This is a genomic window from Microcoleus vaginatus PCC 9802 (assembly GCA_022701275.1).
GTDB classification, from domain to species: domain Bacteria; phylum Cyanobacteriota; class Cyanobacteriia; order Cyanobacteriales; family Microcoleaceae; genus Microcoleus; species Microcoleus vaginatus_A.
The window spans coordinates 1,414,834-1,430,250 of sequence record CP031740.1 but is presented as its reverse complement, the minus strand read 5'-3'; the positions used below and the strand labels follow the sequence as shown (position 1 = coordinate 1,430,250).

The following is a 15,417-nucleotide window of genomic DNA, read 5'->3' as shown; positions in this document are numbered from 1 at the left end:
GAAAATACTACACTGACTGTGGGGGGCAACATACCGGATACCTTGGAAATACCAAGGGCTTTGCCAAGTCACCCCAGAACAGTCCAAACACGCAGGCCCTGCGATCGCCAATGCTAAACAACCTACGTCTCAAACCTCTCCTGGCTAGTTGCCTATTAGCACCGTGAGGAGGGCGACGCCATGCAACTCCGAAAAAAAACACTATTAATCATCGGTGCAGCGCTGATCAGCCTGATTGTGGTTCTCTATGCCACTGCATCAACTATTTTGCTGCATGATTTTCACAACCTGGAGGCACAGTACGTCCGCCAGGATGTCGCACGGGCTTTGGACGCATTAGATGATGACTTGTCGAATTTAGACACCAGCGCCCAAGATTACGCCGAGTGGGACGATACTTACTCTTTCGTCGAAACACGGAACGAAAATTTTGTCAAGTCAAATTTCGTCGATTCGACATTTATTTACTTGAGACTAAACTTATTGGTGCTGCTGGACTCCAACGGTAAGACGATCTTCAGCAAAGGTTTCGACCTGAAATCCAAAACCGAAATCCCAATTCCCGAAAGCTTAAAACAGCACTTGACCGAGGGGCTGCTGGACTCCTCGACAGGTTCTGGCGATCGCCCCGCCGCCAAAACAGGCGTCCTCACCCTGCCAGAAGCCACGCTGCTGATTGCTTCAAAGCCGATTTTCAACAGCAACGCCCAAGGCCCGCCGCGCGGGATGCTGATCGTGGGACGCTATCTCGACAGCAGCGAAATCGGTTTGCTTTCAAAACTAACTCACCTGTCAGTAGATTTTAGATTGCCGAGTTTGGATTTTAAAGTGGGAGCCACGAACTACTCCGCGCACGGCGCCAAGGCGATGGCTCCATCGAGGCAGGATTTGGAAAATCTCAAACTCAAAATTTCCCACCTCAAATCAGTAGAAATTTTAGTCGAGCCACTCAGCGACACCTTCGTCGCAGGATACGCCCTGATTCGCGACATCCACGGCAACCTAGCGTTGCTGCTGCGGGTAGAGACAGATCGCATCATCTCCCGCCAAGGTCAGGCTACCTTGGAGCTGTTTACCTTATCAATACTGGCAGTAGGTTTAATATTTAGCGCGATCACCCTGCTGTTGCTAGAAAAATTAGTCTTGGCGAGATTGGCTTCCTTGAGCACCAGCGTCAGCAACATCGCAGCCAACGGCGACCCAAGCTTGAGAGTTCATATGGCCGGAGCAGATGAACTCTCAAGCTTGGCCGACGCCATTAACCGAATGCTAGAAGCATTGGGCAATTCTCAACTCGAACGTAATGAAAGCGAAGACCGCTATCGGTTGATGGCCGAAAACTCAACCGACATGATCACCAGACACGATCCCAAAGGCGTGTTTGTTTACGTCTCCCCAGCCAGCCGGGCTTTGCTGGGATACGAACCTTCGGAACTCATCGGCCGCGTCCCCAACGATTATTTTCACCCCGACGATTTAGAAACCATCGCCAAAGCTCACTGGAAAGTCCTGGCGCTCCCAGTTACTTACACCGTCAGCTACCGCATCCGCCGCAAAGACGGCAAATACATTTGGTTTGAAACCACCGGTCGCACGATCAGCGATCCCCAAACCGGCGAAGTTCAAGAAATTATCGGCATTTCCCGCGACATCAGCGTGCGGAAGCAAACAGAACAAGAACTGCGAGAAAGCGAAGCTGCAATAAAAGCGTTGTACCAAGTGACTTCGGCTCCTCGTACAGACCCGCTCAACCACCTCTCTACCTTTGATTTGCGCCTCCAAGAACTGCTGGCAATGGGATGCCGACATTTAGGCCTGTCCGTGGGAATTTTGTCCCGCATTCAAGGCGACAACTATCAAATAATGGCTGTTGAGTGTCCCGACGGGTCGATCGTCAAAGAACAAATCTACGATCTGGAAAAAACCTTCTGCGTCGCTACGGCAATGGCAAAAGAACCGATTTACTTTGAGTCGGTAAGATTTTCGGGTTTTTCCTTCAACAGGGACGATCGAGCTTTCCCAATCGAAGCTTACATGGGCATTCCTGTCACGGTGGCAGGTGAAGTTTACGGCACTCTGTGCTTCTTTTCTCCGACTCCTGTGACAGAACCGTTCCGAGTTGTAGACAGAGAGTTGGTGAAACTGATGGCTCAGTGGGTGGGAAGCGAACTCGAACGCCAGCAAACAGACGTAGATTTGGCAAAAGCTCGCGATCAAGCACTGGCGGCTACTAGAGCCAAAAGCGAATTTTTAGCCACCATGAGCCACGAAATTCGCACTCCGATGAATGGAGTCATCGGCATGACCGGTTTGCTGCTGGATACCCCCTTAACTCGCGAACAGCGCGATTTTGTAGAAACTATCCGCAGCAGCGGCGATGCCTTGCTGACGCTGATCAACGATATTCTAGATTTCTCGAAAATTGAGTCGGGCAAATTGGACTTGGAGGAACATCCGTTTGACATCCGCACTTGCATTGAGGAATCTCTAGACTTGGTAGCTGCCAAGGCGGCAGAAAAAAAACTGGAAGTGGGTTACTTGATCGATCGTGCAGTACCCGCAACGGCGATCGGCGATAGCACCCGCTTGAGGCAAATTTTAATCAACTTGCTCAGTAATGCGGTTAAATTTACCGAAGCTGGAGAAGTGGTGGTTGCGGTGACTGCCAAAAAGATTTCAGTGTCAGCGGCTAACGCTAAAGAACCGCCAGCAATTAATGGCGAACCGGTAGTAATTAACCCAGCATACGAAATACATTTTGCGGTCAAAGATACCGGTATCGGCATTCCGAGCGATCGCATGGATCGGCTATTTAAATCTTTCAGCCAGGTTGATTCTTCAACGAGCCGGCAGTACGGCGGTACCGGATTGGGTTTGGCAATTAGCAAGCGTTTGGCCGAAATGATGGGCGGCCGGATGTGGGTGGAAAGTATGGGTAGTGTCGCGGGCAATCCTCCTGCCGATTTTAGATCCGCAGTTTTTGATTTAGGATGGGGAGAATCTTGCGAAATTGCCGAAAAATATGGCTATGGCAAATCTGTACTCAGCAACAAGCCGATCGGCCAAAATACGAAATCCGTTGGCTCTACTTTTTATTTCAGTACGATCGTTTCTGCCTGCAACAGTTGCTTACCAGTTAGCTTGAGCAATTCTCAACCTGAATTAGCTGGCAAGCGAGTCTTAATTGTCGATGACAATGCTACCAACCGCAGAATTTTGACTCTCCAAGCTCAGTCTTGGGGAATGGTGGCTAGGGCTTCAGCTTCGGCTCATTTGGCTTTAGATTGGCTGGCTGCTAAAGAGATGTTTGACTTGGCAGTTTTGGATATGCAAATGCCGGAAATGGACGGGTTAGCTTTAGCTGCGCAAATTCGCCGGTATCCTGATTGCGAAAAGTTGCCGTTAGTGATGCTAACTTCGATCGGCAGGCAAGAAATTAACTCTCCTGCTATGGAGATGGATTTTGCTGCTTTTTTGAATAAACCCATCAAACAATCTCAGCTTTACAATGTTTTAATCAATATTTTTGGAGAACAGACAACTGAATTTAAAGGGCAGCGCACTAGCGGGCCTTTCTTGCAAAGCATACCCGTGCTGGCTGAGGACTTACCCCTGCGGATTCTGTTGGCTGACGATCATTTGGTGAACCAGAAGGTGGCTTTGCAAATTTTACAGCGGATGGGGTATCGGGCGGATGTGGCGGGAAACGGTATCGAAGTGCTTGAAGCTTTGCGCCGCCAGCCTTACGATGTGGTGCTGATGGATGTGCAAATGCCGGAAATGGACGGATTGGAAACTACCCGCCGCATCCGCGAGCAATTTTCAGCAGATTTAACCTTAGAAAATCACACGGGAGAATCAGAAATTTCCGTAACAAATGAGCCATCTAATAATCTAGACTCGACCAAAAATCCCACGGGAGGATCAAAAGTTTCCGCAACAGATGAGCAATCTAATAATCGAAAATCCCGAATCCAAAATCCAAAATTGACTGAGGAGGAATCTAACAATCGAAAATCGAAAATCGAAAATCGAAAATCGACGAGACCTTGGATTGTGGCGATGACAGCAAATGCGATGCAGGGCGATCGCGAAGAGTGTATGGCTGCGGGGATGGACGACTATTTGAGCAAGCCGATCGCCATTGAGCAGTTGGTGCGAGCTTTGATCGGGTGTAAATCTCGATCCAACTCCGCATTCGATCGCCTGCAGCCGATCGTTTGTTTGGATGCCCCGGCGGAACAGATCGGAGGAACGAGTGAATTACAAGTGCGATCGAATGTGGCTGTTGCAGGAAATCCACAACTGACAATTCCCAATTCGCCGACAGTCGTCGATTGGGGTGCATCAAATCTCGATCGGGCTTTGTCACAGAGCCACGATTCCCTGAGTGCCAAGATTATAGAGGGACTGCGAGAAGTGGAAGCTTTGGACGAGGCGATCGAGATTTACCTCGAAACAGCTCCCGAACTGCTGCAAGGCATCTCTATGGCCCTGAGCAACGCCGATCCGCTGGCTTTGCGGCGATCGGCTCACTCTTTAAAGTCGATTAGCGGTACTCTCGGTGCTTTTCGCTTGTTTGAGCTGTGCGAGGAACTCGAAATCATGGGCCGCATGGGAACGAATGCTAACCAGCCTTTACCCGATCCGGCCTGCGCGCTTTTAGAACAGGTTGAGGCCGAGTATCAAAGAGTCGAAACGGCGTTGAAAATAGAAAGGCAGTACAGCGAAACAATGACAGAATAATTAACAAGTGATCGTTAACAAGTCCTAATTAACTATTCTTCGTGCGTGGGGGCGGGTTTTTGAAATGGTTTGTTTTAGACAGTGATGGTGGATAAAACCCGCCCCCACGATTACAAGCTGTATCGATCGACTAAATCTCTCGCTGCTTGTCGGTGTTTTTCTACCAAACTCGGCGGGGAAAGCACTTGGGCGCTATCCATATATCTGTTCACCCACAGACTGAATTCGTTGAGGGAGCGATCGGGCAAATCGATCTGATAATCCACATAAGCCACTTTGCCAAAACTATCCCTCGGGCCTTCTTTAATCTTTTGTCGCGGATGCCGCCGATCGCCCTCTAAAATAAATCCCACCACTTTCTCAAAAAACCGTACCTTCACTTTTTCCAACTTCAGCGTACCGCCCAATTCAGCCTGCTGTTGCTCTGGATTGCCCAAGAACAGCCCCCAGCCGTTTTTTAACAACTTTTGAGCTATTTTCAAACGCTGTTCCTGTACGGCTATACCGCGCCCTTCTGCATCGATTATTTCGCAGCAGTCAGTAAAGCGATTCACCCGTTCTACGCTCAAATGCCCGCTGTCGCAAGATTCGCAAATCAGGTACCAGGCGATATCGTGATAGATCAGTTGCAGGGGCCAGATGCGCCGGAAACCGACTTTGCCTTTACCGTAATAATCGCTTTGACGGTAAAGTTCGATCGCCTGACCCCGAACAATTGCTGTTTCTACAATGTCTAGTTTGTGAAATAGGGTATTCCGATATTCTTGGCGATCGAGCATTTCTACAGGATCGGTGTAAATAATCGCGCGATTTAGGTGTTCGCGAACCGGATAAAACAATTGACCTTTGAGTTCGATATCTAGTCCGCGCAACAGTTTAGTGAGTTTTTCACAAATTTGGCGGGCTTGGGGATTTCCCTGATATTTGGCTTGAGATGCTATTGCTTGAAATGCGAATAGTAGTTCTTCGCGAGTCATTGCGCCAGTACCGAGATAGTAGCCGAAGCGATACATTCGTTTGTCCAGGATTCCGTAGCGGCGCAAAGTTTCTAAGTCTTTGCGAATTGTGGGAGTTGCGGGATAGTTTTCGGGAAATTCGATGCTGAATTCGGCGGCAATTTTCTGCAATTGAGATTGCACTTCTAGCAAAGCATCGTGATATTTACTGTCCGATGTTTCGGTGTCCGAGTGTCCGATTCCGGGATGGTTTACTAATGTGGCGATTAGAAGCATGATGCGATCGAACGTTAGTTTGTCGGCGTAGTGATGAGGGGTGGGTTTTTTGGCCATGAGGGGTGTATCGGGTAACTTCCGGAAAAGTCAAGTAAAAGACAATATTGACATAAAAATATACAAATAACTGAAACCCTTTATTTGCAACAGTTTAGCTTTTGAAAAGAGTTTTATAAATATTGTGAATTTGGAGACATGAAGCTGGCTCGGCTGATATATTGAGTTGAGTAGGGCTTAAGCAGTTAGCTACTTGGGAGACTACCAGCAGCATTCAGGTGGGCATTGCCCGCCTTAAAATTGAATTTATGTCTGCATACACTGCGATCGCCTTTGCACCCGTTCAAGGCTTTATCGAGAAATCCCGCAAACTCCGAGATTTGTATGGGGCCTCGCTGATTTTATCTTTTTTGAGTTTTAAGCTTGTACAAAAAGCAGAGTCTTTAGGACTTAAGGTGATTTCCCCTGGATTGCCTACTATACAAGAAGGAATGCCAAACCGAATTCTCATTAAGGGAAAATTTGAGCGCAATGATGTCCAAAATACTCTCTTAAAAGAATGGCAAGAAATCTTAAAGGTTTGCCGCGAGTGGATAGAAGACAATCTTGACATCCCAAAAGGCCAATATTACTGGTCACAAACAGAAGATAAAAAAGGCCGACAAAAAGGAGAGTGGGAACGATGGGGAAGCTATACCTGGGAAATTTTTTGGGGATACGGTGAATCTGAAAAAGAAGCCATCAAAAAGGCAATGGATGACTTGGAGACTCGCAAGCTAAAGCGAGATTGGACAGCTATCAACTGGATGGGTGAGAGTTCGAGTCTGACTGGGACAGATGCGATCGCATGGCATCAACTAGGTAAAGAGTCAAAAGAACCAGGGCGATCGCTCACAAGACAAGAACAAGAAGATCAAGAACTTTTTTATCGCCGATTGTCTTGGCTGCTGGACAACCCAGATTACAGGGTTGGGAAACCAAGCCTATCGCTGGAAAACTTGAGAGAATATGAGAAATCTAAGCCTGATGATATTGGGAAATATATTGCATTTAACGAGCGTCTGAGTATTCCAGAATTGGTGAAGCGTTTAGTCACCTACGACAAAATCGCTGATGACATCGGTATCGAGAAACTGAAGAAGAAACCAGATGACCCAGAGTTCAAAGATATTAATCGTGAAGCCGGATACTGGACAGGCTGGTTTATGGGCGATGGCGACAAGGTTGGAGATAAGCTTAAAGAACTTGCCACGCGCCCTGAAAATGATGAAAACAAGCAAGAACATGACCTCAAAAGCTTCACTGAGTTAATGAGGAATTGGGGAAAAGGTTTTCAGAATAAAAAAGATTTATTTCCTCAAGGTAAAGGTCGTGTCATCTATGCTGGTGGCGATGACTTTCTCGGAGTGCTTTACAGTGAGAAAACTGATACACAAGAAAAGCCTGAGAAAGTGAAACCGATAGAGGCTTTGAATTGGTTGTTAACCCTAGAAGACCACTGGAAAGATCATCAAAACACAATTAAGCAGGAATTTAATCTAGATTTTACCTATAGTGTAGGTTTTGTTTGGGCGGGGCATCAGGTTCCACAGCGAGATATTTTGCAACACTGTCGGGAGGCGGAAAAACGGGCAAAAAGTTTGGGGCGCGATCGGGTTACACTTCGAGTAGTTTTTAACAGCGGTCAATTTGTGCAGTGGACTTGTCCTTGGGACTATCTTCATGTGTTGAGGATTTATCGCGATCGAGATGGTAAAACTTGGGGAGAAAAACCCAACTGGACTCACATCTACAACGATTGGGCGCAACTAAAAGCGCGTCATGCAATTAGACTTCAAGAAATGGAAGAGCTTTCTATCAACAAGGAACTAGCTCTTGCTCTATTCAATTTATATTTCGATAACGCCGGAGAGAAGTTTAAGCAAGAAAGGAAATGGATCGATTTGGCAGGGGATAACTCTGACTCTGCGATCGTGAATTGGATCGATGACCTTGTTCTAGTGGGATGGCAGCTATGTCAAAATTCCAATATTTAATTACGGTTTCCCCTTTGGGATTCATGTATGGCAGTGCGGGAGCTTTTCTGTCTCCAGAGAATCTAGTCGGGCGATCGGGTAGTAAGTTTCCACCGGATAGCGCCGCGATCGCTGGACTGTTTTTGAATGCCAATCGCGAACAGAAGTTTGCTTCTCACCAAGAGCTTAGAGATCACCTCGTAATTTCAGGCCCTTTTTGGGCAAAACAGGATACACCTAAACAATTCTACGTGCCGATTCCCTGGCATCAAGTAATTGCTGAAAAAGAGGATGATGAATGGGTTTTTGTGAAAAAGAAATCTGATGAACCAGGGATTGTTCGAGCAGATGAGGATAAATGGTGTCTGGGTCAGCATCAGTGGGAGCGCCAGAACAAAGATTTGAAACCAGAATATAGTTGGCAGTCGATTGATGCCTGGAATTTACCCGCCGAAGAACTGCGAGAAAGAAAAGCGATCGCCAAAGCACCGTGGGAATTTGTCTCCTTTCTGCATCCCAAAATCAAGGCCCAGGAGCGTCACGTTGTCGAAAAGAACGGACTTTTCTTAGAAAGCGCCGTGCAGATTCCTGAAGATTACTGTTTAGTATATCTATCTAACTATGAAATACCTAATGGGTGGTATCGATTGGGCGGTGAAGGACATCTGGTGGAAATTGAAAGTCACTTGATCTCAGAAAAACACAAAATCAATCGATTACTTAACTCTAAGAATAAGATTCAACAAGCCTTTGCTCTGATTGCACCTGGAGTCTGGGGGTCGAATAAATTATCCTACCGTTACCCTCACCATCCCAGTTTTCCTCGGCAAGGACTCAAAATGTTGACCGATAAACCAGTTCCCTACCGCTATCGCATCGGTCATTCCAGGAAAGAGGAAGAAACAGAAGGTGAGGGCTCGCGCTGCGATGCCAAAAAAACCGGGCGACTCAGCCGGGGACGCTACGCCGTTCCAGCAGGAAGCGTTTATGTTTTCAAACATCCCCTCGAACTTACTTGGTGGGATTTCCCAGACGAGTGGTTCCCAAAAGAAGGATTTCACCTCAAACATTTGGGGTGTGGTTTGTGTTTACCCATTGATATTCAAGGATTACCGCAATGTACCGCAAAGCTTACGGAGTAATTGAAACCCTTGCACCTGTCCATGTTGGGGCAACCGCAGGGGAAGAAACGGGCAATCTCAACCTGATTTTTCGCGATCAGTTTACGCAAACAGGGATTATTCCAGGCAGTTCTATTCGGGGACGGTTTCGCGCAGATTTGAGAGATAGGGAACCGGGCGAAGAACAAATATGGTACGGACATGAAGCCGTTGATGGTCGTTCGGATGGCGGGACAACCGAAGCACTTGTGAAGTTTGAATATGCTTCACTGGTTTGGTTCCCGGTGTTCTGTCCTGGCCAGCCTGTAGTTTGGGTAAGTTGCCCTCTACTGTTGAAACGGTTTAAACGCATTGCAGGCGTGACAGCAGATATTCCTGAACCTTACACGGCACAGAAAGGTTTACAGGGTCGGCCAATGAAAGACCGAGGCAAAATTCTCTTTTTCAATCTAGGGTTTCTTGAAATTGAGCATGAGGAGGATTTATCAGCTTGGATTCCCGCGGAGACGACAGATTTAGATGCTAATAAGTTAGTCGTGGTTCACGATAACGATATTGCGATGCTGCACGATATGGCACTGTATCGCCAGAGTCGCGTCAAATTGGGATCGAAAGAAAAACCCAACGAAAAAAAAGTTGATGGTGGTGCTTTTTTCAATACTGAAGCTTTGCCAGAAGGAAGTATTTTAGTATTTCCGATCGCGTTGAAGCAAACCGATTGGAAACCCTTTGGTGAAAATGAGAATTCATCAGAGTTATATTTCGGCGGTTTGGAATCAATTGGTTTTGGTCGTTGTCTTGTATCGCTTTCAGGAGATTATCAGTAATGGGTTGGAAATCTTACGAACTCGATCGCGCTGCTCAAAAGTTAGTGCTCAACGCACGGGAGCGCGATCCAAAATCCCTCAACCAGTCCCATAATATGCGAATGGCTGTAGCTTATGGGTTAGAGCGCTTTTGGGGCGAGCACTTGCGACTTAAAGGTAAAGAAGAAAACAAATCAATTTTCTGGAAAGAAACCTGGGACGCTCTAGAAACAATCATGGAGAAGGGAGGGGTGACAATTCCCAACGAGCCTTTACATCCTGATAGTAATGGCAAGATTCCGACTAGAGAAATTCAGGCGATGTCTGAAAGTCTCTGGGCATTGCCTGTGGAAGATCAGCGAGTGGCGATCGCAGTTTTGACTCAATTGTGCGATTGTCTTGTGTGGTGGACGCAACGCTATAAAGTTCGGGAGGGTCGTCAATGAAATTGATTCCTAATGCACACAAAAAGATTCCCATGATGTTTCGGGCACAGGTGCAGGGGCGATCGCAACTGCAATATCTTGACCCTGACAAGAAAAGGGCAGGCGAACAACAAGATGTTGAAAGGTGGGCAGATGAATGGACTGACAAAGCTGAGTTTATTTCTGCGGAAGATGCACAAGACGTACAGACTGAGACATACGGAGCAAAATCTTATCAAATCTCTTGGCGGTTTCTCACCAATGGCGGGCAAGATGATGGAATGCTTCGTCCTGTAATCGGTGCTTCAGGGATGCCCTTTTATCCTGGTAGCAGTATGAAAGGAGCGTTTCGCCAAGCTTGCGAACAAGCGGAAAAAGCAGGTGATATACCGCTAGGAACCTGTAATAATTATTGCGGCGATGAGTCTGAAATTACACCAGGTATTTTGCGGTTTCAGGGCGCTTATCCTACTAATGATTGGACACAAGGCTTACTAGACTTAGTTCATCCTCAACAGGGTTGGCAAGTTATGACTCGCGATACTGATGAGAAACCAAGAGGGGAGAGTGCATATGCTCAAGTTTCTCTTTACCAGCCGACCCTAAGATTTGCTATCTCCTGTTCTAAACCGCTATCATCGGATCGGTGGCAGCAAATTTGGCAAATTTGGGAAGCAGCCATCGCGGCCGGATTAGGTTCAAAAGTCTCTACAGGTTACGGACAAATTACCAAAACTTCTCACCCGATTGTTTATCGGGCAAAACTCAAAGGACAAGGACAAGCTGCTAAACGGATTGATGGTACGGGAGAGTTTCGTCCTAACATTTTTCGATCTGCACTGCGCGGTCATGCCTTAAGGATTTTTGGCGGCCTAACAGATAGTAAAACCGCCGAAGAATTAGTACAGAACTTGTTTGGAGGTATCCAGCAAAAAGAAGCAACTGTCGGGTTGCTAGGGTTCCAATTTCATGCTTCTAAATTAGAGATAAAATCTTTTGGTTCTGGGAAGTATGCTCAACCTGCCTGCGAAGTTGAGGGAGAACTGATTTGGTTTTTAGCTAAACCATTATCTGACCCCGAACAAGAATCTCTTCTGAAAAAGTTGGTTAGCAAGTTAATGCAGTTTGCAATGGTTATGGGAGGATTTGGTAAATCATGGCGGCGAGTGGATCACCGCAAATTTTTTGAAGAATATTACGAAAATAACTACAAAGCATTGATTGGTTGTCACTGGCAATGGTTAGGAGAGAATACACAATCACGAAATGTGCAGGTTAGCCGATTAGAGAAGGTAGGTGAATTTTTAGAGAGAGTCCGACAAATAGCTAGAGAGTGGATACAATCTCAAAACAAGCCGCTACGACAAACTGAATGGGCAAAAGATTGGCGAGAAGCTTGGCATCCAAGTAATGTTCAGGTTTGGGGTCGAATTGCAGACAATACTGATGAAAGTGCGGCCGTGCGCTGGTTTCACGAACCATACCAACAAAAAATACCAGGCATTCAGCGAGAAGGCTCAATTTATCCATCATCTGTAACAGGAAGCCTTAAGCAAATTAGTCTGATCTGGCATCGGCTTTACCCTTTGATCGTTGTTAAAAACAATCCTGAAAATCCGAGAAAGCCGATTATTAAACCAACTCCTCGCTATTTGGAACTGATCGCGCTCTTTCCAGATGGTTCAAGGGAGTCAAATGATTTTTTGGATTTTCTGAATACCCAACCTGATGGATTTAACCTACTGTGGGGAGAGGAGCAATGATGAATATTTGGATTGTCACAATCGGTAGCAGTGATGTGCAACTTGAGAGCGAGCAAATAAATCGTGAAAAGGGCCTAACTGAGAAGCAAAGAAGCGATAAGGTTTGGTCTGAATGGTATGATGAGGCGATTAAGGAAGAGTGCCACGATCTAATTTTTGTACCCAAGACATCTTCTAATAAGAGTGATGAGTCTTACCGGATTGAAGCAAGAGCTTTGGGGACGGTTTATGAGTCAAGTTCTTTGAAAGTACAAGATGAAATTTGGTCGTATTTAACCTTTCCCCTGCTAGATAATTTTCTGGGAGAGTTCAAAATATCTCACCCAGATGCGATCGCTATTATACTAACAGATCAATCTGAGATTTTCAAAGATAACAAAGCGAGACGGAAACCGAAATGTGCTTACTGGCAAGATACCTGCAAGTTGGAGCCTATTTTGAAGAGGTATTTTCAGGAGAAATTCCCGGAAGCAAAATGCAAACCAGTTTTTTTGTCTCCGACATCTGCGGATAAAGGACTAGATGATTGGAACTACGTTCTCGACTTGGTTCGTGAAAAGCTACACAGTTTTAAGTTTGATGGTGAAGAAATCAAAAATGAAGAAATTAAGACGGTATATGTTAGCCATCAAGCAGGAACTCCAGCAATTTCATCGGCTGTACAGTTTGTCACCTTGGCACGGTTTAGAAACAATGTCGAGTTTTTAGTTAGCAATGAGTATAATCTAGAAACTCGTAAGATACCTCGTTCTACTTATCTCGGAGCTATTCAACTACAGGAAGCAAATGCACTTTTGGAGCGGCATGACTATGCAGGTGTTCGCGATATTTTAGGGCTGACTAAAATAGCTCCAAATAATCCTAAAGAGAAACGCATCAAAGATTTACTAGATGCAGGTGAACAGTGGAATTTTGCTGAATTTCAAAAATTCAAGAAAATTTTAGCCGATCGCAAATTGTTACCAGTCCATAATTTTCCGTGGTATCAGTCAGGATATGAATCAATCTATCTCGCTTGGATTCGCTTGGAACAAGGCAGTACGGTTGATGCGTTATTTCATAGCTTCCGTGCTGCTGAAGGCTCGATTATTAAATGGGCGGAAAAGCGTTTTCGTTCTCACATCGTTCAACATCCAACCTATGGACTTCAAATTAAGATTTCCATTTGTCAAGAATTACCTAACTACTTAAATGCACTCTCTGAAAATCTGCAAAAAAACTTTCAAAAATGGCGCAGTTTAGGACTGTATGGCGATCAACTTTATGAGTTGCTAAAACAAGCTCGACCTGATTGGCAAAACCATCCCGACATTAAAACTGTTTGGGAAGTTGCTAAAAAAGAACGCAATAATTGCTTTCATCGTCTAGAAGGTTTACAAGAATCAGAGGTTTTTGCTGCTTGGGATACTCAAAATAAAGATGAGTGGAAACAGCGGATTTTAAGCTGCATGAATTTTATTGCCAAACCAGATTTGCTACAAGAATTTACATCGCTTGAAGAAGCTAGTTTGATGGCGAAAGTGCATGAGGAATTAGTAGAGGCGATCGACCCTAACAACATTCCAACCTAAAATTGATATATCGCAGCATCCGCTTTTATCCGGTGTCGCGCCATACTTTGAGTCAGGAGGAAACTTGGGGTGTGGGCCCATCAATTACTGAGTTGCCGAAGTCTGTGATTATCTGAAACTTGCGAGGGGGTACGCAAATCGCTAAAATACTGATTCTGCGGTTGACCCCCTCGATATATTGCTGGACAAGGGTTTCAGCTATTTTGAGCCGGAGATGGGCGGCGTTAGTCAGGAAAATTTTCGACCCCCTCGCAAACTGCCTGTAGACATCTTGCGCTGTATGAGGTTTAATGTGGAGGACTCCCCACTCGTTGGGGAAACTAATTGAATGGAAACTTTGCTCCGGCGACATCCATCACGATCCAAGTGTACTCCCCACTCGTTGGGGAAACTAATTGAATGGAAACTCATTTTTCAACCACTCACCACGAAACTTGTAATCCCCACTCCCCACTCGTTGGGGAAACTAATTGAATGGAAACTGTAGTGTAGTATTCTCGATCATTGACTTGCGTATCTGCGCCATACTCCCCACTCGTTGGGGAAACTAATTGAATGGAAACGCATCTGCAATTTCCCAGACGGAAGCTACTAGCGGAAAAACCGCTAGCAACTCCCCACTCGTTGGGGAAACTAATTGAATGGAAACATATCTAGTCGCAATCTGTGAACCCTATTGATTAGGGCTTGTTTTACTCCCCACTCGTTGGGGAAACTAATTGAATGGAAACTTGAATATCTGGTACGCCCATTTTTCACGAGGATCGAAAGACTCCCCACTCGTTGGGGAAACTAATTGAATGGAAACGCATCCGCCCAACTAATGCCAATCCGTCGGGACTTTTCACAAATCTTGATCGGACTTCCCACTCGTTGGGGAAACTAATTGAATGGAAACAGTTTGACCGCTCCTTCAAGCATTTCGATAATTTTCAACTCCCCACTCGTTGGGGAAACTAATTGAATGGAAACAAAGCAGCATCAACGCCACGAGCACAACCGACAAAGACCGGGGAACGAAGACTCCCCACTCGTTGGGGAAACTAATTGAATGGAAACTTGCGGTGATCTTTGCTGATGTAAATGATGCGATCACAATCAACTCCCCACTCGTTGGGGAAACTAATTGAATGGAAACGCTAGTTCATGTGCTTTCAAAACTCGAATTATGTGTTGTACTTCTCTACTCCCCACTCGTTGGGGAAACTAATTGAATGGAAACTTTAGACTTAGAAAGACATAACTTAGTTTGATTTTGCCTCCCCACTCGTTGGGGAAACTAATTGAATGGAAACATTACCAGCCGATTGAAATCTTTTAAGGACTGGGTTTTGATATCTCCCCACTCGTTGGGGAAACTAATTGAATGGAAACGCTAAAACAAAATTAGTGGAAGTCTTCTATTAATGCGACAGTTTAAGGGCAACCATAAATAGCTGTTGACAAAAGACTAGATTTCTAATAGTGTAGTTTTGGGGGGATGCCTTTAGGGGACGCCTCTACCGCATAGAATAACGTCTTTAAGGCATCGTTCTATCCCCCAGTCGAAGGGTTACGCCACTTACATTGTCACTGTGTAGCAACTTACATTGTCACTGCCTAGAAATAGGTAGCTAAGACAAATTTAGTCGAAGTCTCTATTAATGCGGAATCGAAGGAGGCTTCGACCCCCCCCGACACCGCAAACAGAAATTAAAAAATCAGAGCCTTCTGTAGTGCCAAAAGCTCTAAATCTTTAACC

General features: G+C 45.7%; 8 protein-coding genes and 1 CRISPR repeat array. Of the genes, 7 read left to right on the top strand and 1 reads right to left on the bottom strand.

Annotation, left to right across the window (positions count from 1 at the left end; all coding sequences use genetic code 11):
- The first annotated feature begins 180 nt into the window (after positions 1-180).
- The gene (locus D0A34_05915) at positions 181-4,746 is read left to right on the top strand and encodes a response regulator (GenBank protein ID UNU18471.1); all 4,566 of its coding nucleotides are present in this window, start codon (positions 181-183) and stop codon (positions 4,744-4,746) included.
- Between the two features lie 110 nt (positions 4,747-4,856).
- On the opposite strand, the gene D0A34_05910 is transcribed toward D0A34_05915, so the two are convergent.
- Complete coding sequence (locus D0A34_05910) at positions 4,857-6,035, bottom strand: WYL domain-containing protein (protein ID UNU18470.1); 1,179 nt, start codon at positions 6,033-6,035, stop codon at positions 4,857-4,859.
- Positions 6,036-6,283: 248 nt separating this feature from the next.
- Here D0A34_05910 and D0A34_05905 point away from each other — a divergent pair, with 248 nt between their 5' ends.
- The 6 genes from D0A34_05905 to D0A34_05880 are packed head-to-tail and all read left to right on the top strand — an operon-like array spanning position 6,284 to position 13,676.
- Positions 6,284-8,011 carry a CRISPR-associated protein Cmr2 gene (locus tag D0A34_05905; GenBank protein UNU18469.1) on the top strand — a complete coding sequence of 576 codons (1,728 nt, stop codon included), beginning with the start codon at positions 6,284-6,286 and terminating at the stop codon, positions 8,009-8,011.
- The gene (locus tag D0A34_05900; GenBank protein UNU22188.1) at positions 7,990-9,132 is read left to right on the top strand and encodes a CRISPR-associated protein; all 1,143 of its coding nucleotides are present in this window, start codon (positions 7,990-7,992) and stop codon (positions 9,130-9,132) included. The genes D0A34_05905 and D0A34_05900 overlap by 22 nt, the downstream gene beginning before the upstream one ends.
- Positions 9,108-9,938 carry a type III-B CRISPR module RAMP protein Cmr4 gene (locus D0A34_05895; protein ID UNU18468.1) on the top strand — a complete coding sequence of 277 codons (831 nt, stop codon included), beginning with the start codon at positions 9,108-9,110 and terminating at the stop codon, positions 9,936-9,938. The genes D0A34_05900 and D0A34_05895 overlap by 25 nt, the downstream gene beginning before the upstream one ends.
- Positions 9,938-10,363 (top strand): hypothetical protein, encoded by a 426-nt coding sequence (locus D0A34_05890; GenBank protein ID UNU18467.1) that lies wholly within the window; start codon positions 9,938-9,940, stop codon positions 10,361-10,363. The genes D0A34_05895 and D0A34_05890 overlap by 1 nt, the downstream gene beginning before the upstream one ends.
- Entirely contained in the window at positions 10,360-12,105 is a 1,746-nt protein-coding gene (locus D0A34_05885; GenBank protein UNU18466.1) for an RAMP superfamily protein, read from the top strand. Before D0A34_05890 ends, D0A34_05885 begins: the two co-directional genes overlap by 4 nt.
- Positions 12,105-13,676: a hypothetical protein gene (locus D0A34_05880; GenBank protein ID UNU22187.1), complete on the top strand. Its 1,572-nt coding sequence runs from the start codon at positions 12,105-12,107 to the stop codon at positions 13,674-13,676. Before D0A34_05885 ends, D0A34_05880 begins: the two co-directional genes overlap by 1 nt.
- Before the next feature lie 299 nt (positions 13,677-13,975).
- Positions 13,976-15,050: a CRISPR direct-repeat array (repeat unit 36 nt; unit sequence CTCCCCACTCGTTGGGGAAACTAATTGAATGGAAAC).
- Between the last annotated feature and the right edge of the window lie 367 nt (positions 15,051-15,417).

Bases quoted from the DNA above. Each gene is read 5' to 3' on its own strand.
- D0A34_05915 (UNU18471.1), top strand. From the start codon at position 181: ATGCAACTCCGAAAAAAAACACTATTAATCATCGGTGCAGCGCTGATC.
- D0A34_05910 (UNU18470.1), bottom strand. From the start codon at position 6,035: ATGGCCAAAAAACCCACCCCTCATCACTACGCCGACAAACTAACGTTC.
- D0A34_05905 (UNU18469.1), top strand. From the start codon at position 6,284: ATGTCTGCATACACTGCGATCGCCTTTGCACCCGTTCAAGGCTTTATC.
- D0A34_05900 (UNU22188.1), top strand. From the start codon at position 7,990: ATGTCAAAATTCCAATATTTAATTACGGTTTCCCCTTTGGGATTCATG.
- D0A34_05895 (UNU18468.1), top strand. From the start codon at position 9,108: ATGTACCGCAAAGCTTACGGAGTAATTGAAACCCTTGCACCTGTCCAT.
- D0A34_05890 (UNU18467.1), top strand. From the start codon at position 9,938: ATGGGTTGGAAATCTTACGAACTCGATCGCGCTGCTCAAAAGTTAGTG.
- D0A34_05885 (UNU18466.1), top strand. From the start codon at position 10,360: ATGAAATTGATTCCTAATGCACACAAAAAGATTCCCATGATGTTTCGG.
- D0A34_05880 (UNU22187.1), top strand. From the start codon at position 12,105: ATGAATATTTGGATTGTCACAATCGGTAGCAGTGATGTGCAACTTGAG.